This is a genomic window from Amycolatopsis sp. cmx-11-12, from assembly GCF_046269425.1.
Taxonomy (GTDB): domain Bacteria; phylum Actinomycetota; class Actinomycetes; order Mycobacteriales; family Pseudonocardiaceae; genus Amycolatopsis.
Genome location: NZ_JADNQM010000008.1, coordinates 264,819 through 282,008, shown reverse-complemented (window position 1 = coordinate 282,008; position 17,190 = coordinate 264,819). Strand labels below are relative to the sequence as shown.

Genomic DNA, 17,190 nt, shown 5'->3' with positions numbered 1-17,190 from the left:
TCACTTGCGTAAGCGGAGACACTCTCCATATCATCGCTCACGACCTCAAGTGGAGAGTCTCTCCGCTTCATCTCGTTACGTCTTTGGAGTATTCCTTGACAGAGCGAACCCTGCGTGCCGAGCCTAGGCCGGAGACGGCCGGGGCCCCACCATCTCCACACCGGCTGGTCCTGCCGATCGTGCTGACCTGCCAGCTCATGCTCATCCTCGACGCGACGGTGATGAACGTCGCGCTCCCCCGCATCCAGTCCGAACTCGGCTTCACCGACACCGGGCTGTCCTGGGTGATGACCGCCTACAGCCTCGTCTTCGGCGGCCTGCTGCTGCTCGGCGGACGAGCGGGCGACCTGTTCGGCCGCCGCCGGATGTTCGTCGTGGGCACGGCCGTGTTCACTGCCGCGTCCCTGCTCGGCGGCCTCGCCGGTTCGGCGGAGATGCTGATCGCGGCGCGGATCGCGCAAGGCGTCGGCGCGGCGCTCGCCGGGCCGAGCACACTGGCGCTGATCACCAGCACGTTCACCGAGGCCAAGGCCAGGGTGCGCGCGCTGGCGCTGTTCTCGGCGATGTCCAGTAGCGGTTTCGCGATCGGCCTGCTGCTCGGCGGGCTGCTGACCGAATGGATCTCGTGGCGCGCGGCGCTGTACATCAACGTCCCGTTCGGGCTCGCGATCGTCCTGCTCACCTCGCGCTACGTCGCCGATCCTCCTCGACGACGCGCGCGGCTGGACCTCCCCGGCGCGATCACCGGCACCTTCGGCGTCGGCTCGCTGGTGTTCGCGTTCACCCACGCCGCGTCGCACGGCTGGGGCGACACCATCACCCTCGTCAGCCTCGCCGCCGGGTTGGCCCTGCTGGCCGCGTTCCTCACGATCGAGACGCGGGTGAGCCAGCCGCTGATCCCGTTGCGACTGTTCGCCGAACGCAACCGCGCCGCGGCCTACGTCAACTTCTTCCTCGGGCCGATGGCGATGATGTCGCTGTTCTTCTTCCTGACCCAGTTCTTGCAGGACATCGCGGGTTTCGCCGCATTGGAGACCGGCTTCGCGTTCCTGCCGATGGCCCTGTGCATGTTCGGGCTCAGCAGGCTGATCCCGCGGCTGCTTCCCCGGTTCGGCCCGAAGCCGCTCGCGCTCACCGGCACGGCACTGATGACCGGCGGCGTCGCCTGGCTGACCACGCTCACCACCGAAAGCGAGTACTTCTCGCACCTGCTCGGGCCGATGGTGCTGATGGGCGTCGGCGCGGGGCTGGCGTTCTCCCCGCTGAGCGTGATCATCATGGCGACGGTGCCCACCGAGGACGCGGGTGCGGCCGGCGGCGTCTTGCAGACTTTGCAGCAGACAGGCGCGACGCTGGGGCTCGCGATCCTGATCACGGTGTTCGGCGCGGTGACGCGGACCCCGTCCGGGAGCCCGGCGCAGACCACGGTCGACGGGATGACCTCGGCCTTCGCCACCGCCGCCGTGGTGACGGCGTTGTCCTTCCTGGTGGCGCTGACCTTCCGGCGCCGGGCTTAGAGTTTGACGCCCGCCTGGACCTTGTGCGTGACCTTGCGCTCCATCACGAAGGAGAAGAACGGGATGCAGCCGGCGATCAGCACGAGGAGGGTGCCCTTCATCGACCAGCGGGCCTTGATCGCGAGGTCGACCGAAAGCAGCAGGTAGATCAGGTAGAGCCCGCCGTGGACCATGGGGATCATCTTCACGAACTGCGGAAGTTCCACGCGGAAGACGTACTGCAGCAGCATCTCGACGACCAGCCCGAGCAGGGCCACACCGGTGGCGTACGCGGCGACGCGGAAGCGGATCAGCGGCCCGCCCAGCGAGACCGAGCGGGCCGGGGCGGCGTCGTCAGTTCGGGTGGTCATAGGGTCTCGAACCTCTCTGGGAACTACTTGTCGCGGGCGTTGAGTTCGCGCAGGTACTTGTTGTACGCGGCGAGCTCGTCGTCTTCGGGAGCGGACGGCGCGGGCTCCGGGGCACGCCTCCGCCGGGGCGCGGGCACTTCGGGGGCGACGGTCTCAGCCGTCTGCTCCGGGGTGTCGGCTTCCGCGGCCTGGCGGCGGAGCTTGCGGATCCGCCAGAACATGAACGCGGGGAACAGCCCGAACAGCGGCCACTGAAGGACGTAGCCGAGGTTCTGGAAGGTCCCGCTCGCCGAGGAGAAGCGCTCCCACTGCCACCAGGCGAGCCCGCAGCACAGCGCCAGGCTCACCAGGCAGACGCCGGCGATGCCGAGGCGGCGCAGGGTGACAGACGATGCGGGCACGCATCGACGCTAGCACTGGCCGCGCGGCGAAAGTTCGGCGACCGGGCCGGTCGGGACCTTGGTCCCGACCGCTCCTCCGGGCCTCGCCGCGTGCCATGAACGGCCCGTTACTTGCAAAATTTGCAAGTAACGGGCCGTTCATGGCACGCGAGAGAGAGGGAAGCGGCGTAGGTCACTTCGCGGTCTGAACGGCCTTCGCGTAGTCGTCCGCCAGCCCGAAGACCTTCCGCGCGTACTCCGTCGAGTTGTTGTACGACAGGATCCCTGCCCACCATCCCGAGGCCGCCGACATGTCCCGGTTGTTCACGCACAGGTAGCGCGCGGCCGCCAGGGTCGCGTCGTCGATCTGCTGCGGGTCGCCAGCGCCGTCGCGGTTGCCGTCGGCGGCGTACCGGCGCCAGGTGCTGGGGATGAACTGCATCGGGCCGACAGCGCGGTCGACGGCCGCGTCGCCGTCGAACTGGCCGCCGTCGGTGTCGCCGATCGCCTTGACGCCGGGCGAACCGTCGAGCGGGACGCCGATGATCGGCTTCGAGGGCCGTCCGTCCTGGCCGAGGACGGCGCCGCCGTACTGGCCGTGGTTCGATTCGATCCGGCCGATGCCCGCCAGGGTGGCCCACGAGATCTTGCAGTTCGGCTGCATCTGGCGCATCGCCAGCTCGGCGTTGCCGTAGGCGAGCAGCGCCCTGGCCGGGATGCCGGTGGCCTGCGCCGCTCGTTCGGTCCAGGCGGCCAGCGGGTCCTTGCCCGGTTTCGGCTGCGCCTGCTGCGGGAGGGTCTGCTGGGCCGCGCCGCCGGCGGGGGTGGCGTTGACCGGGACGACCGTCCCCGGTTTGACGTCCGCCGCCTTGACCTGCAAGGCGGGGATCTCCATCGTCGTCGGGCTCGCGACCGGGGCGGACGCCTTGGTCACCAGCCAGATCCCTCCCCCGGCGAGGCCGAGCACGGCCAGCACGATCACCAGCCTGCCGAGGACGGCGGCGCCCACACCGCGGCGTGGCGGAGTGGGCGTGGCCGGGTCGGCGACGAGCTCGTCGTTTTCGGGGGTGGTGCGCACGAAGCGAGTCCTCCAGCGTGGGCGGCGATCACGACCGATGCTCGCACAACGAGCCCGCGCAGGTTAGCGTTACGCGGTTGCCGAGATCGCCCCTGCCACGCCGGTTCACCCGGGTGTGCGAGAAGTTCTCATCAGGCGGACTTCTGCTGCCTCGCCAGCCTCGCCACGCACCAGGCCGGGGCGCTGCCGCGGCGAAGGTGCTGCAAAACGGTCATGGGGCCGAGACGACGGCTCAGATCGGACGGGGCGAGCCCGGCCGCGCGGTAGTCGAGGGCGCGCTGGTCGAGCGGGCTGATGCCGGCGTCCCACCAGGCTTCGGCCTCGGTGACGCCGCCGACCATCTGCCACCAGCCCGCGGCGGCGACGAGCAGGTCCTGCGGCACGCCGGGAAGACGGCTGCGCATCGCGTCGAGGTAGCCGGGGTCGGTGGCCTCGACCGGCGCCCACCGCGCCTGGCCGGACTGCTGACGCTGGCCGGGGATACCGGGAGCTTGGCGGGGCACGTCGGCCAGCCACGCCGACGCGATCCGGTCGGCCTCCTGCTCCTCGGGGGTCTGCTCGCGCTCGGCGGCCCACTGCCGGATCAACGCATCGACTCCGGGATCTCCGGTCATCCCTGCCTCCTCATGATTCCCCGACTGACAAGTCCTGACTTACTTGCCCGGCTGGAAGTTCCCGCTGCCCTGGGGCTTGCACCTGCGGAAACTTCTCGCCCAGGAGGCCGGCTCCGGCGCCTGGAGGACCAACCGATCACGCAATGTGAGCACCGTAGGGGCGCGGAGGTCTATTCCGCCAGAGCTTCCAGGGCACGAATTCGTCGACCAGCGGGTTTTCGGGGGCAATCCACCCGGATGGTCGAGTCACTCGACCGAAATCCGAGACGGGTGACTCTGAGTGATAACCGCTGGTGGATGCGCACGGTGATCACCGGTGTCACCGAGGACACCGGGGAGAGGCGCTACCGATCAGGAGAAGAGGCTCCGGACGAACGTCACGATGGCTTCGGCACCGGACCGGAGCCAGCCGAGCGCGGTGTGGACGGCGTCGGCGGATTGGGTCGGCCTGCTGATCAGAAAGAAGAGCACGAGCGCGACGACAGCGATCACAACGAATTTCTTCAAGCCGGGCGACATGGCTCCATCCCATCACACCGTAGTGTCCAGACGATGACTCCGCGCGCGCTGCGGACTTTGTCACCACTTTAAGGAGACTCGGGCCCCGTTGCCCACCCGGATCCGCCTCAGGGAGCGATTGATGAGCGAAAACGTTCTCGTCCACCGGGACGGACCGGTGACGACGATCACGCTGAACCGGCCCGACGCCCGCAACGCGGTGGACGGCCCGACCGCGGCCGCGCTGGCGGACGCGTTCCGCGCCTTCGACGGCGACGAGGAGGCCGCGGTCGCCGTTCTCACTGGTTCGGGTGACGCCTTCTGTGCCGGAGCCGATCTGAAGGCCGTCGGCACCGACCGCGGCAACTCGCTCGGCCCGGCGGGCGACGGGCCGATGGGGCCGACGAGGATGGCGTTGTCGAAGCCGGTGATCGCCGCGGTCCGCGGGCACGCCGTCGCGGGCGGACTGGAACTGGCCCTGTGGTGCGATCTGCGGGTCGCCGACAGCACCGCCGTCTTCGGGGTGTTCTGCCGCCGCTGGGGAGTGCCGCTGATCGACGGCGGCACGGTGCGCCTCCCCCGGCTGATCGGGCACTCCAGGGCGATGGACCTGATCCTCACCGGCAGGCCGGTCGACGCCGACGAGGCGCTGGCCATCGGGCTGGCGAACCGGGTCGTGCCCGACGGCGAGGCGCTGAGCGCCGCCCAAGCGCTCGCGCGCGAACTGGCCGCATTCCCGCAGGCGTGCCTGCGCGCGGACCGCAAGTCCGCGTACGGCCAGTACGGGCTCACCGAAGACGAGGCGATGCGGGCCGAGTTCTCGAACGCACTGATCCGCGGCGGACTCGCCGAGGAGGCCGTCGAGGGCGCGGGCCGGTTCAGTGGCGGCGCGGGGCGTCACGGCACCTTCGGCCCCTAGTCCATCCATGCCCCCGCCACCACCCTCAACGGAGAAGCTTCGCTTCCCTGCCTAGCCTCAGGGAATGAACGAAACCGGAGTCGCGCTCAGACCGGTGTCCGAAAACGACCTGCCGATGCTCGAAGCGCTGACGAACGATCCGCAGGCGGCGGGCGCGTTCGAATGGCACGGCTGGCACGACCCGCACTTCCTGCGCCGCCGCTGGGCCGAGACCGGCATGCTCGCGGCGGACAACGGGATGCTGATGATCGTGCTCGACGGGCAGAGGCTCGGCTTCGTGTCCTGGCACAAGACCAGGTCCGGGTCGACGTCGTACTGCTGGAACGCCGGCCTCGTGCTGATTCCCGAGGCACGCGGCCACGGCCACGGGACCGAGGCGCAGCGGCTGCTGGTCCGCTATCTCTTCGCGCACACGCAGATGAACCGCGTCGAGGCGTCGACGGAGGCGGGCAACGTCGCGGAGCAGCGCTCCCTGACGAAGGCAGGCTTCACCAAGGAAGGCGTGCTGCGCGGCTACGGGTTCCGGGACGGGGCCTGGCGCGATCACATCCTCTATTCGATGCTGCGATCCGATCTGGACCCCGGCCCGGAACGTCCTTAAACGATGGTGCCCGCGGCCTTGAGCCGCTCGATCCCGTCGGCGTCCACCCCGAGTTCGGCGAGGACGTCGGCGGTGTCGGCGCCTTTGGGCCGCGGCGGTTCCGGCGTCTCCGCCGGGGTGCGGTCGAACCTCGGCGCGGGCGCGGGCTGCACCACGCCACCGATGTCGACGAACGTCCCGCGAGCGACGTTGTGCGGATGCGACGGCGCCTCCCCCGGCGCGAGCACGGGCGTCAGGCACGCGTCGGTGCCCTCGGCCTTCGCGACGAGTTCGTCCCGGGTGTGCTTCGCGACGGCCTCGGCGACGATCTTGCGCAGCTTCGGCCATTCGTTCTTGTCGACGTGGACCGGGGTCTCCTCGGGATCGAGGCCGAGCACCTTCACCAGGTCGCCCCAGAACCGCATCTCGATCGCGCCGATGGCGACGTACTTGCCGTCGGCGGTCTCGTAGGTGTCGTAGAACGGCGCACCGCCGTCGAGCATGTTCTCGCCGCGCCCGCCCGGCCACAGCCCGGTGTTCAGCAGGCCGTGCAGGCTGGTGGTCAGCAGCGCCGCACCGTCCACCATGGACGCGTCGACCACCTGACCCTTGCCGGACGACTGACGTTCGAACAACGCCGCCAGCACGCCCATCGCGAGCAGGAGGCCACCGCCGCCGAAGTCACCGATGAGGTTGAGCGGCACCACCGGCCGCTGTCCCGCGTGCCCGATGGGTTCGAGCGCGCCGGCGATACCGATGTAGTTGATGTCGTGCCCGGCGACGGTGGCCAGCGGGCCGTCCTGGCCCCAGCCGGTCATCCGCCCGTAGACCAGCCGCGGGTTGCGGGCGTGGACCTGCTCCGGCCCGATGCCCATCCGCTCGGCCACCCCTGGCCGGAAACCCTCGATGAGCACGTCGGCGTCGTCGGCGAGTTTCAGCACCAGCTCGACCCCTTCGGGGGTCTTGGTGTTGATCCCGATCGACCGCCTGCCGCGGGCGAGCGGGTCGTTCGGGAACGCGATGACGTCGTTGCCCGGTGTCGCCCGGTCGATCCGGACGACCTCCGCGCCGAGATCGGCGAGGACCGTGCAGGCGAACGGCGCCGGGGCGAGCCCGGCCAGTTCGACGACCTTGAGGCCGCTCAGTGGCCCAGCCTTCATCGCCACGTCCTTTCCATGTACGGCAACGGTTTTCAGAGGGTGCGGGAGATGATTTCCTTCATGATCTCGCTGGTACCGCCGAAGATACGGGAAATCCGGATGTCGGCCCACGCGCGCGCGATCGGGTACTCGGTCATGTAGCCGTAGCCGCCGAAGAGTTGCAGGCAGTCGTCGACGACCTTGTTGACCCGTTCGGTGGTCCACAGCTTCGCCATCGCCGCGCCCTGCACGTCGAGTTCCTTGCGCAGGTGCCGCTCGATGCACTGGTCGAGGTACGCGCGCGAGACCGCGGCCTCGGTGGCGGCCTCGGCGAGTTTGAACTTCGTGTTCTGGAAGTTGTAGATCGGACGGCCGAACGCCTGGCGGTCCTTGGTGTAGGCGATGGTCTGGTCGATCGCGGCCTCCATCCCGGCGACCGCGGTGACGGCGATGATCAGCCGTTCCTGCGGCAGCTGCTGCATCAGCTGGATGAAGCCGAGGCCTTCCTTCTCACCAAGGAGGTTCGCGACGGGCACGCGGACGTCGTCGAAGTTCAGCTCCGCGGTGTCCTGGCCCTTGAGCCCGATCTTGTCGAGGACACGGCCGCGGCTGAAGCCGGGGGTGTCGGTCTCGACGGCGATCAGGGAGACGCCCTGCGCGCCCGCGTCCGGGTCGGTCTTCACCGCGACGACGACGAGGTCGGCGTGGAAACCGTTGGTGATGAACGTCTTCGCGCCGTTGATGACGTAGTGGTCGCCGTCGCGGACCGCGCGGGTCTTGATGCTCTGCAGATCCGAACCCGTGCCGGGTTCGGTCATCGCGACCGCGCCGACCATCTCACCGGAGGCGAACTTCGGCAGCCACTCCCGCTTCTTCTCTTCGGTGGCGTACTCCAGCAGGTAATGCGCGACAATTCCATTGTGGACGGTGACGCCCCATGCGCTGTCACCGGACCGGGCCTGCTCTTCGTAGAGTACGGCCTCGTGGGCGAACGTGCCGCCGCCACCGCCGTACTCCTCCGGGATGGACAACGCCAGCAGGCCGACCTCGCCCGCCTTCGTCCACAACTCGCGGTCGACCTTCTTGTCGGCCGCCCAGCGCTCCTGGTTCGGCGCGAGTTCCTTCTGGCAGAACGTCCGGGCGAGGTCCCGGAGGTCTTCGAGCTCCGTCGTGCTCCACGAACTCTTATGGATCTGCAAGGGCACGGCCAACGCCTCCTGATCAGGACCTGGAAAACATGACGCTTAGGATGTAAGTTCCAAGCGGAATGTACATCCGTACCGAGCTGCACGTAAAGGGGGTTCGGTGACCGCACTGAGCAGGACCCACCGGACACAGGCCGAACGGCGCGAGCAAACCCGCACCGCCCTGCTCGACGCGACCATCGACTGCCTGGTCGACCTCGGGTACGCGCGCACCTCGGTCCAGGAGATCTGCGCTCGCGCCGGGGTCTCGAAGGGGGCCGTGCAGCACCACTTCTCCGCGAAGGCCGAGCTCATGGCGGCCGCCGTCGAGCATCTGACGAAGAAGCAGCGCGGACAGCTCGCCGCGTCGATCTCCACGCTCCCCGGTGGCGCCTCGGGCGTCGCGGCGGCGATCGACCTGCTGTGGGAGGGCTACTCGGGCACGCTGTCCACGGCCGCGACCGAACTGTGGGTGGCGGCGCGGACCGATCCCGAACTCCGCGAGGCGATCCGCCCGGTCGACCGGGCGCTGGGCCGGTCGACGCTGGAGCACATCACCGCGATCGCCGGGGACCTGCCGAAGGAACGCGCGGAGCTCCTCTTCTGGCTGACCGTGAACCTCACCCGAGGCCTGGCGCTGGACGCCGAACTCGGCGGCGATCCGAAGCGGCGGCGGCACTTGCTCGACGAATGGAAGCGCGTCGCGGTGATGTTGTACGAGGACACCACTCCGTAGCCACCGGAATTGCGAATTCACAAAAGCCTGGGAGCCATGCTTACGAAAGCGTGAGAAAGAAGACAAGCCCCACCTGCGTTTACTACTCTGGACATTCAGGCGGTTACGCAGGGGAGGCGACACCGACGTGTCCTGGAACGCGGACGAACTCAGACACCGGGCCGGGGAACTCGACGCGGAACTCGCGCGCAGCAGGTACCCCGGCCGATCCCATGACGGGCTGGCCTTGGCCGTCGTCAGTGGTCAGGGCAGGTTGGTCGGTCTGTTGCTCGCCGATCACGCGACCGGGATCGCGCATCCGCAACTGGCCGGGCCCGCCGTGGTGGAAGCCGTGCACGCCGCCAGGACAGCGGCGGCCGAAGTGAGCCTGGTCAAAATGCGGGCGGTGCTGGGCGAAGAGGACGACCCGGGCCGAAGATCACCGGAACCCGACGACGACGAGAGTTTCGAGGAAATCGACTTCCTGGACGGGGGTCTCCGGTGAATCACGAAGACGATCTTTATCACCTCGCGAAAGAAATAGACGCCAAGGTCGAGAAAGCGAAAAGCGCCGCTTCGGCGGCGGCGCGAGCACGGCGGACATGGCGGCTCCCCGGCGAGATCGGGACGTTCACGACCACCGGAACGGGCGAACTGGTGGACGTCTCGTTGAACGCCTCGGTGGTGAAGTCCTACTCCGCCGCGAGCCTGTCCCGGAAGCTGCTCGCGGGCATCCAGCGGGCCGAGCGGGACGGAGGGATCGCGTGAGCTATCCGCATCCCTTCGACCCCGGCCCTGGACAGGGTTATCACGTCTACCCGGAGAAACTCCGTGCCGCGGCGGACACCATCGACCAGGCGTCGGATCTCGTCCGCGGCTTCGCGCTCGCGGACCTCGACGACGCCCGGCTCGAGCCGGGCGCCCTGGGGTTGCCGGGCACCCTCGCCGAGCTGATGCGGGGAGTGCGGGGCGCGGGCACCGTCGACGCCTACAACCGGGCGGTGGACCAGATCCGGGAGATCTCCGTGGCCAACTCCGCGGAACTGGGCGAACTGAGCGTGGCGCTCCACCGCGCCGCCGAGTACTACGAGCACCTCGACAGGCAGGCCTACGACGAGATGAAAAGGCTCGAAGGAGGAATCCGATGACCGGCCTGGACAAGTCCGGGTTGCTGTACCCCGAAAAGGCCGATCAGGAGGTCCGCTTCCACGCCGACCTGATCGGCGCGGACGGCATCCTCGAACTTCTGGACAATCTCAAGAACTTCCTGCTCGGCGATCTGCGGAGGCCGCTGGAACTGGCGGACAAGTTCGCTTCGCAGAGCAAACTCAAGTCGGCGTCCAATCTCGTCACGACGACGAAGCTGTCATTGCGCACCGCCTGGCAAGGCGACGGCTTCGACCAGTTCGACGCCTACGCCACCGAAACGACGAAAGCCCTCGACGCGGGTCAGACGTCTTTGGCGAACCTGACGACGGTCGTGGTGAGTATCGCGACGACCGTCATCAACACGTACAAGAACCTGCTCGAGTTGCTGGGCAACTGCGCTTCGACCCTCGCCCAGCTCGGTGGGAAGTTCGGTGTGGTCCTCGGTTCGGCGGTCTTCCCTCCGCTGACCCCGGTCGCGCTCAAGGATCTGATCGACGGCATCAATTCCGCGCTCACCACATTCTGGCGGGACTGCAACGCGAGCCTGACCAAGATGCTCACCGACATGACGACGTTGATCGGGGCCGGGTTCCAGCTCCAGGTCATCGAGGAGACCTTTCCCAAGGTCCCGTCCGTTGGCACGAGCGCGGCGGTGGTCGCCGATCCCCGGCGCTGGCGGATCAAACCCGAAGCGGATCCGGCATGAGGCGCCTGGCGATCGTCCTCCTGACGTTGCTCATCGCCGGATGCGGCGGGACGGCGACCGGTCCGCCGCCGGGTTCGCCTGCTCCGGCGCCGCCCATCCCCGTTCCGCTCGACGGCGCCAGGTTCATCGCCGACCCCTGTAGCGCGATCACGGTGGAGCAGGTCGAAAGCATCGGCTTCACCGGCGGGGTCCGCGACACCGGCGGTGAGGCCCGCTGCGTCCTCGCCTTCGGGCCGATCGTCCGGGTACAGACCTCGTGGCTTAGCCCATTGAGGGAAACCCTCGGCACCCTCTACGCCGACCACGCGAGTGGCAAGGACACCGGCAACCGATGGGAGGAACTGATGATCAAAAGCTATCCGGTGGTGGTGGTCTGGGTCGAGGAGAACATCGCGGGCCGCCAGGACAAGGGACCACTCGCCTGCCGGCTGGCACTCGGACTGGACGAGGAGACCTTGATGTACGTCGGCACCAACATCGACGAACGGGCCGAGGCGGGCCCGTGGCAGTACGACTCTTGCGGCGCGGCGAAGAAGGTGACGGAATTCGTCATCGACAATCTCCGTACCTAGCACGCGCGGGAGCCGCTGACCAGAGCACAGGTGACACTTATCTCCGAGGCCGATCCGTGGTGGAATTCCTTGCTGGACAACAGAACCGGCGGAGGAGCCGACCATGAACGCGCCGCAGCAGCAGCCGTACCAACCGACTGGCCCGTTCGGCGCACCGCAACCCGTCCAACCCCCGGCCGCGCCGCCGCCGTCCGACCTGCGCCTCCCCCGGTTGTTCGCCGCGATGATGGGCGTTTTCGCCGGACTGCTGGTGCTCATCGCGACCTTTCTTCCCCAGTCGACGTACGAACAGGTCTCCGACGGCAAGACCGTGTCGAAATTCGCCGAGACCGGCTGGACCCGGAGTTTCGACATCGAACCGTCGACGGAGGAGAAGGAGTTCTACGACAAGACCCACGTCGCCCGCTACGGCATCCCGCTGTCCGCCACCGCGCTGACGCTGTTCGCCGGGGCCGCGGTGGGCTTCGCGTCGTACCGGCGGAGTTCGGGGTCGCTCGCCGCCACGACGTCGCGGACGCTGCTGGTCGCCGGCGGGGCGGGGACCGCGATCGGCGTCTGGATGTTCGGCATGGACATCTCGGCGAGCCTGAGTTTCGGCCAGGACACCGGCCGCTTCGTCTCGCGCTACGGGACCGGGGGCGGATTCTGGATCCTGCTCGCGGGCGGGCTCGTGGCGTTGCTCACCGTCGGACTGGCGATCGTGGCCAACCGCCGGGAACCCGCGCCACCCCGTCAGACCCCTTACCCGGTCGGCTACGCGCCTTACGCGCCCGGAGTCCCGCAGCAGCAGTATCAGCCGCAACCGCAGGCCTACGAGCCGCCGTCACCCCCGACGCCGCCCGCGGGCTCCGCGTTGCAGCAGCAGGACATCCTGCGCCCGTCGCCCGACAATCCACCCCAGCCCGGCAATATGTGAAACTTATTCACATCAGCGCTGGACAGTCTCCATACCGGCAGTATGCTGTACTCGTCGGTAACACCTGGGCTCTGCGTGGCGCCTTCCGGCTCCACGCGTCGCATGGAACGGAGACGGCATGACGAGCACGACACCGGCGAGCGCGGGCCACCACACCGAAGGCCCGGCCACCATCGGCGATGTCCCCGGCGCCCCGGCCGCGGCCAGGGCGGAACGGCTCGTGCGGCGGGTCGTGGGCGGCAAGAACACCACAGTCTCCGCATCTGTCCAAATGCGCGCCCCGTTCACCGGGCAGCCGATCGCGACGCTCCCCCAGGCCACCGACGCCGACGTCCGAGCCGTGTTCGATCAGGCGCGGGAGGCGCAGCACGCGTGGGCGCAGCGGCCGGTCGAGGACCGCCAGCGCATCCTGATCCGCCTGCACGACCTGGTCCTGAAGCGTCAGGAAGAGGCGCTCGACCTCGTGCAGATCGAGGCGGGCAAGGCGCGGATGGACGCCTTCGACGAAGTCAGCGCCACCGCGCTCGTGGCCGCCTACTACGGCAAGCACAGCGCGAAGTTCCTTTCGCCGCGTCGCGCGGCCGGACTGATCCCGGTACTGACGAAGGTCGGCGAGATCCGGCATCCCAAGGGCGTCGTCGGGATCATCTCGCCGTGGAACTACCCCCTCGCGCTCACCGCGATGGACGTCCTTCCGGCGCTCGCCGCGGGCAACGCCGTCGTGCAGAAGCCGGACAACCAGACCGCGCTCTCGGCGTTGTGGCTACAGGAGATCGCCGAGGAGGCCGGGCTGCCCGCCGGTGTCTGGCAGATCGTGCTCGGCCGCGGCTCGCGGATCGGCGACGCGCTGGTCGAAGAGTCGGACTACCTGTGCTTCACCGGATCCACGCCGACGGGTAAGGGGCTCGCCGCGAAGGTGGCGGAGCGGCTGACGAGCTACTCGCTGGAACTCGGCGGCAAGAACCCGATGATCGTGCTGCCCGACGCGGACATCGCGAAGACCGCTACAGGCGCGGTGACCGCGTGCTTCTCCTCCGCGGGCCAGCTGTGCGTGTCCGTCGAGCGGATCTACGTCCACGAGTCGATCCGCGAGGAGTTCACGCGCGCCTTCGTCGCCAAGACCGCCGCGGTACGGCTCGGCGGCGCGCTCGACTACCAGGCGCAGATGGGTTCGCTGACCTCGGAAGACCAGCTGGCGACGGTGTCGGCGCACGTCGAGGACGCCCGGTCCAAGGGCGCGAAGGTGCTCACCGGCGGCAAGGCCCGGCCCGACCTCGGCCCGCTGTTCTACGAACCGACCGTCCTCACCGACGTCACCGAGGACGTCAAGCTGTTCGCCGAAGAGACCTTCGGGCCGGTCGTGTCGATCTACGGCTACACCGACGTCACCGAGGCGATCGAGCGCGCCAACGACACGCGGTTCGGGCTGAACGCGAGCGTGTGGTCGCGCAACGGCCGCGCGGGATGGGAGGTCGCGGCGCGGCTGAAGGCCGGGACCGTCAACGTCAACGAAGGCTTCGCGGCGACCTTCGGGACCGTGGGACTGCCGATGGGCGGGATGAAGGACTCCGGTGTCGGGCGGCGCAACGGTGCCGAAGGGCTGCTCAAGTACACCGAGGCCCAGGCGATCGCGCTCCAGCGCGGGATGCCGCTGCGCCCCGGCCGCGGGATCCCGCCGAAGCTCTGGGCGCGGGCCCTGAGCGCGAGCCTGAAGGTCCTTCGCCGCCTCCCGCGCCGCTGACCCCTCCCGCGTTTCGTCCTCTAGTTGCGGTAGTTGCGCGTGCAAGGACCGCAACTAGAGGACGAATTGCGGTCAGGAGGAGGTCGGAGCGGCCAGCAGGCCTCGGTCGTAGGCGATCGCGACGGCCTCGGCCCGGCGGCTCGCACCGAGTTTCGCCATCACGCGCGAAAGGTGGACGCTCACCGTCTTCTCGCTGATGTACAGCTCCTCGCCGACCTGCCGGTTGGTCCTGCCGAGCGCGACGCGCTCCAGCACGTCCCGTTCCCGGTCGGTCAGAGGATCGACGACGTCTCGACGCGGGGCCGCGGGCGCCCCGGGAAGCTCGACGCGCGCCCGGTGGCTCAGATCCTGGACGGCCTCGCGCAGCGGGCAGGCACCCAGTTTGTCGGCCACCGCGTGCGCGGCCAGCAGCTCCGACGCGGCGAGCGCGGTGTCGCCGTCCGACGCCAGCAGGGACTTCGCGTGTTGCAGACGGCACATGGCCTGCTCGTACACCGCGCCGTACCCGAACGCCTCGACCGCCTTCGCCCACAACGCCGGATCGCCCGCACCGCGCAGACAGCTGCCCAGCGCTTCGAGCCGGGCGAGCCACGCCAGCGCCTCCGGGCCGAGCGACACCGAACGCGGGATGCCGTGTTCGGCGCACCTGCGGCCGTGGGCGAGCATCTTCTCGCCCGACTCCACCGCGGCGTCCACGGTCGCCTGATCCCCGCGGACCCGGGCTTCGGCGGCCCGCGCGACGGCGGCCGCGAGGCCGTGCACGCTGATCCGGATCCCCCCGAGCACCGCGGGTTCGACCTCTTCGAGCCAGTCGATCAGCTCTTGCGCCTGCCGCACCGCGCCCGCGTGGTCCCCACGCCAGGTCGCGAGCTGGATGGCGGCGTCCCCCGACGCGAGCGCGATCGAGTAGTCCGCGCTCCAATGCCGGTGCAGGCTGGGCAGGATCTTGTCCGCGTCCGCGAACCGGCCCCGCCCGACGACGAACTGCGCCCAGATCCCCAGGAACCGCCCGGCGACGACGCTCGAAACGCCGCGGCCCGCGCGGCCGGCGTCGTCGTCTTCCGGCCAGTCCCCGCTGACGTAGCGCAGCGTGAGGTGCTTGGTCCGCAGCTCGATCCCGAACGAACTCCAGGTCAGCCCGGTTTCCTTGGCCCGCTGGATGCCCTTGGCGTAGTACTTCAGCGCGGAAGGGATCTCCGCCCGGTCGTCGTAGCTCAGCCCGAGGAAGTGCAGTGCCCGCAGTTCGCCGTTGAGCGCGCCGGAATCCCTCGCCTTCCGCTCGGCCTGGCGTAGCCGATCCCGCGCCTCCTCGACGTCGCCCGCCGAATCGGCCAGCGTGCCGAGCGAGACCAGTGCGGCCGCTTCCGCCCCGCCGGCGCCGATGGCCCTGGCGTCGGCGACCGCGGCCAGCGCGCATTGCAGCGCCTCGTCGTGCCTGTCGATCAGCCTCAGGATGCCCGCCCTGGTGGCGAGCACCCAGGCCCGCGCGGAACTCGCCTCGGTGTGTTCGACCAGGCTCCAGGCCTTGTCGATCGCCTCGACGACCTCGTCGAGCGTGCCGTCGACCGAAAGCAGCGCCTCCGCGTGCCGTCGCCAGACCTTGGCGGCCCGCTCGTTGCCGGTGTCCTGGCCGAGCGCCTCGGTCGCGGACCGCGAATACGCGACCGCCCGCTCCGGCTCTCCCGACGTACTCGCGAAGTACGACGCCTCGTGCAGCAGCCGGAGTTCGTCGACGTCCGACGGCCGGTCCGGCGCGGGTACGGCGTCCCAAATGGACAGTGCCTGCTCGACGTGCCGCAACGCGGAACCGGGCGCGCCCAGCTTCTCCGCCTCGTCCATCGCACGCAGCAACGCGGCCAGCGCGCCGACGAAGTCCTTGCTCTCCAGGCTGTGATGCGCGAGCCGCGCGTCCTGGCCTCGGCCCTGCGTCCGGGTGCGGATACGCGACGCGTAGGCCGCGTGCATGCGCACCCGTTCCCCCGGCAGCAGGTCGCCGTAGACCGCTTCCTGCAACAAAGCGTGGCGGAAGGTGTAGAAACCGTTCTCGATCACCAGGACGTGATGTTGCACCGCCTCGCGCAGGGCCTCGTCGAGTTCGAGTTCGTCCAGTCCGGAGATCTCGGCGAGCGCGGCGTGCGCCACCGCGTCCTTGGCGACCGAGACCACGCGCAGCACCCGGCGGGTGACCTGGGAAAGCTGCTCCACCCGGGCGAGGAGCACTTCGGCAAGCCCGGCGGGGAGGTCGCGGCAGTCCTTCGCGGACGCGAGCAGTTCCTCGACGAAGAACGGATTGCCTTCGGACCGGGAGACGATGTCGGCGACCATGTCCTGGCCGATCGGCTCGTCGGCGAGCGCCTCGACGAACGTGCGCGCGTCCTCGGCGCCGAACGGCTTGACCTCGACGCGTTCGACCGCGCCCAGCCGCACCACCTCGGACAGCAGCCCCCGCAGCGGATGCCGCCGGTGGACGTCCTCCTCGCGATAGCTCGCCACCACCAGCAACCGCTGGGTGCGCAGCCTCGTCATCAGGAAGGACAGCAGGTTCCGGGTGGAGCCGTCGGCCCAGTGCAGATCCTCCAGCAGGATCACCACCGGCCGGCGCTGCGCGATGACGGTCAGTATCCCCAGTACCGCGTCGAACAGCTGGAGCTGGCCGAGGTCCTGTTCGGGCCTGAGCCGTTGCGTCGACACCCGTTCGCTCGCGGTGAGCTGACCGTCTTCGATGGCGGGGAAGTCCTCCGCCTGCTGCATCTGCGGGAGCAGCCTGCCCAGCGCCGGCCGGGCCCGGACCGCGGCGGTGACCGCGGGATCGGACGTCGTCGCCAGCGGCGCCAGTGCCTCGGCGAACGGAAGATAAGGAAGACCGCCCTCATGGACGTCGATACAGCGCCCGGTGAGCACCAGGGCGCCCGCGCCGGCGGCGTACTCGCCGAGCGCGGTCAGGAGGCGGGTTTTGCCGACGCCGGCGTCTCCGGAGAGCAGCACCGCGCCCGCCTCTGCCCGTTCTGCACGGGCGAAGGCGGCGCGGAGCTGCCGCATCTCCTGAGTGCGGGCGACGATCGGGATTCCGGAGCCAAGACGGGGCACGAGGTGCATTCTTGCCTACCGGACCGACAACTTCGCCTGGGTTTC

General features: G+C 69.3%; 19 protein-coding genes. 11 read left to right on the top strand and 8 right to left on the bottom strand.

Features of this window, described 5'->3' with window-relative positions; translation table 11 throughout:
- Window positions 1-95 precede the first annotated feature (95 nt).
- A complete protein-coding gene (locus ACLARN_RS14300; protein WP_409491852.1) occupies window positions 96-1,517 on the top strand; it encodes an MFS transporter in 1,422 nt (473 codons plus the stop codon).
- Here ACLARN_RS14300 and ACLARN_RS14295 read toward each other — a convergent pair.
- The 5 genes from ACLARN_RS14295 to ACLARN_RS14275 form a co-directional block, all read right to left on the bottom strand.
- Entirely contained in the window at window positions 1,514-1,867 is a 354-nt protein-coding gene (locus ACLARN_RS14295) for a DUF3817 domain-containing protein (RefSeq protein WP_409491851.1), read from the bottom strand. The genes ACLARN_RS14300 and ACLARN_RS14295 overlap by 4 nt on opposite strands.
- Before the next feature lie 23 nt (window positions 1,868-1,890).
- Complete coding sequence (locus ACLARN_RS14290; protein ID WP_409491850.1) at window positions 1,891-2,268, bottom strand: hypothetical protein; 378 nt, start codon at window positions 2,266-2,268, stop codon at window positions 1,891-1,893.
- Window positions 2,269-2,440: 172 nt separating this feature from the next.
- Window positions 2,441-3,325: a lytic transglycosylase domain-containing protein gene (locus ACLARN_RS14285; protein WP_409491849.1), complete on the bottom strand. Its 885-nt coding sequence runs from the start codon at window positions 3,323-3,325 to the stop codon at window positions 2,441-2,443.
- Between the two features lie 131 nt (window positions 3,326-3,456).
- Window positions 3,457-3,939, bottom strand: a complete 483-nt coding sequence (locus ACLARN_RS14280; RefSeq protein ID WP_076154607.1) for a transcriptional regulator — start codon at window positions 3,937-3,939, stop codon at window positions 3,457-3,459.
- 351 nt (window positions 3,940-4,290) lie between these two features.
- The gene (locus ACLARN_RS14275) at window positions 4,291-4,446 is read right to left on the bottom strand and encodes a hypothetical protein (protein WP_162182762.1); all 156 of its coding nucleotides are present in this window, start codon (window positions 4,444-4,446) and stop codon (window positions 4,291-4,293) included.
- 133 nt (window positions 4,447-4,579) lie between these two features.
- Here ACLARN_RS14275 and ACLARN_RS14270 point away from each other — a divergent pair, with 133 nt between their 5' ends.
- Both ACLARN_RS14270 and ACLARN_RS14265 read left to right on the top strand, forming a co-directional pair.
- Window positions 4,580-5,356 carry a crotonase/enoyl-CoA hydratase family protein gene (locus tag ACLARN_RS14270; protein ID WP_409491848.1) on the top strand — a complete coding sequence of 259 codons (777 nt, stop codon included), beginning with the start codon at window positions 4,580-4,582 and terminating at the stop codon, window positions 5,354-5,356.
- Window positions 5,357-5,420: 64 nt separating this feature from the next.
- Window positions 5,421-5,957 (top strand): GNAT family N-acetyltransferase, encoded by a 537-nt coding sequence (locus tag ACLARN_RS14265; protein WP_409491847.1) that lies wholly within the window; start codon window positions 5,421-5,423, stop codon window positions 5,955-5,957.
- Here ACLARN_RS14265 and ACLARN_RS14260 read toward each other — a convergent pair.
- The gene (locus ACLARN_RS14260) at window positions 5,954-7,096 is read right to left on the bottom strand and encodes a CaiB/BaiF CoA transferase family protein (protein WP_409491846.1); all 1,143 of its coding nucleotides are present in this window, start codon (window positions 7,094-7,096) and stop codon (window positions 5,954-5,956) included. The two genes, ACLARN_RS14265 and ACLARN_RS14260, sit on opposite strands and share 4 nt — an antisense overlap.
- Before the next feature lie 32 nt (window positions 7,097-7,128).
- On the bottom strand, window positions 7,129-8,280 hold the full coding sequence (locus tag ACLARN_RS14255; protein WP_409491845.1) for an acyl-CoA dehydrogenase family protein: 1,152 nt from the start codon (window positions 8,278-8,280) through the stop codon (window positions 7,129-7,131).
- A 100-nt stretch (window positions 8,281-8,380) separates the two neighbouring features.
- Between ACLARN_RS14255 and ACLARN_RS14250 the strand changes: the two genes are divergently transcribed.
- The 8 genes from ACLARN_RS14250 (at window position 8,381) to ACLARN_RS14215 (ending at window position 14,058) form a co-directional block, all read left to right on the top strand.
- A complete protein-coding gene (locus tag ACLARN_RS14250; protein WP_409491844.1) occupies window positions 8,381-8,995 on the top strand; it encodes a TetR/AcrR family transcriptional regulator in 615 nt (204 codons plus the stop codon).
- A gap of 127 nt (window positions 8,996-9,122) precedes the next feature.
- The gene (locus tag ACLARN_RS14245) at window positions 9,123-9,479 is read left to right on the top strand and encodes a YbaB/EbfC family nucleoid-associated protein (RefSeq protein ID WP_409491843.1); all 357 of its coding nucleotides are present in this window, start codon (window positions 9,123-9,125) and stop codon (window positions 9,477-9,479) included.
- Entirely contained in the window at window positions 9,476-9,742 is a 267-nt protein-coding gene (locus ACLARN_RS14240; protein WP_409491842.1) for a hypothetical protein, read from the top strand. Before ACLARN_RS14245 ends, ACLARN_RS14240 begins: the two co-directional genes overlap by 4 nt.
- Complete coding sequence (locus tag ACLARN_RS14235) at window positions 9,739-10,122, top strand: hypothetical protein (RefSeq protein WP_409491841.1); 384 nt, start codon at window positions 9,739-9,741, stop codon at window positions 10,120-10,122. The genes ACLARN_RS14240 and ACLARN_RS14235 overlap by 4 nt, the downstream gene beginning before the upstream one ends.
- On the top strand, window positions 10,119-10,829 hold the full coding sequence (locus ACLARN_RS14230) for a hypothetical protein (protein ID WP_409491840.1): 711 nt from the start codon (window positions 10,119-10,121) through the stop codon (window positions 10,827-10,829). The genes ACLARN_RS14235 and ACLARN_RS14230 overlap by 4 nt, the downstream gene beginning before the upstream one ends.
- On the top strand, window positions 10,826-11,401 hold the full coding sequence (locus tag ACLARN_RS14225) for a DUF3558 family protein (RefSeq protein ID WP_409491839.1): 576 nt from the start codon (window positions 10,826-10,828) through the stop codon (window positions 11,399-11,401). Before ACLARN_RS14230 ends, ACLARN_RS14225 begins: the two co-directional genes overlap by 4 nt.
- A 103-nt stretch (window positions 11,402-11,504) precedes the next feature.
- Window positions 11,505-12,317 carry a hypothetical protein gene (locus ACLARN_RS14220; protein ID WP_409491838.1) on the top strand — a complete coding sequence of 271 codons (813 nt, stop codon included), beginning with the start codon at window positions 11,505-11,507 and terminating at the stop codon, window positions 12,315-12,317.
- Window positions 12,318-12,435: 118 nt separating this feature from the next.
- Window positions 12,436-14,058: a succinic semialdehyde dehydrogenase gene (locus ACLARN_RS14215; RefSeq protein ID WP_409491837.1), complete on the top strand. Its 1,623-nt coding sequence runs from the start codon at window positions 12,436-12,438 to the stop codon at window positions 14,056-14,058.
- A gap of 72 nt (window positions 14,059-14,130) precedes the next feature.
- Here the strand turns inward: ACLARN_RS14215 and ACLARN_RS14210 are convergent, their stop codons facing one another.
- Entirely contained in the window at window positions 14,131-17,154 is a 3,024-nt protein-coding gene (locus tag ACLARN_RS14210) for a helix-turn-helix transcriptional regulator (protein ID WP_409491836.1), read from the bottom strand.
- Window positions 17,155-17,190: the final 36 nt, after the last annotated feature.

What these genes read in the sequence shown, in the direction of transcription:
- ACLARN_RS14295 (WP_409491851.1), bottom strand. Translation starts at nt 1,867, where the DNA reads ATGACCACCCGAACTGACGACGCCGCCCCGGCCCGCTCGGTCTCGCTG.
- ACLARN_RS14280 (WP_076154607.1), bottom strand. Translation starts at nt 3,939, where the DNA reads ATGACCGGAGATCCCGGAGTCGATGCGTTGATCCGGCAGTGGGCCGCC.
- ACLARN_RS14270 (WP_409491848.1), top strand. Translation starts at nt 4,580, where the DNA reads ATGAGCGAAAACGTTCTCGTCCACCGGGACGGACCGGTGACGACGATC.
- ACLARN_RS14265 (WP_409491847.1), top strand. Translation starts at nt 5,421, where the DNA reads ATGAACGAAACCGGAGTCGCGCTCAGACCGGTGTCCGAAAACGACCTG.
- ACLARN_RS14260 (WP_409491846.1), bottom strand. Translation starts at nt 7,096, where the DNA reads ATGAAGGCTGGGCCACTGAGCGGCCTCAAGGTCGTCGAACTGGCCGGG.
- ACLARN_RS14230 (WP_409491840.1), top strand. Translation starts at nt 10,119, where the DNA reads ATGACCGGCCTGGACAAGTCCGGGTTGCTGTACCCCGAAAAGGCCGAT.
- ACLARN_RS14225 (WP_409491839.1), top strand. Translation starts at nt 10,826, where the DNA reads ATGAGGCGCCTGGCGATCGTCCTCCTGACGTTGCTCATCGCCGGATGC.
- ACLARN_RS14220 (WP_409491838.1), top strand. Translation starts at nt 11,505, where the DNA reads ATGAACGCGCCGCAGCAGCAGCCGTACCAACCGACTGGCCCGTTCGGC.
- ACLARN_RS14215 (WP_409491837.1), top strand. Translation starts at nt 12,436, where the DNA reads ATGACGAGCACGACACCGGCGAGCGCGGGCCACCACACCGAAGGCCCG.
- ACLARN_RS14210 (WP_409491836.1), bottom strand. Translation starts at nt 17,154, where the DNA reads ATGCACCTCGTGCCCCGTCTTGGCTCCGGAATCCCGATCGTCGCCCGC.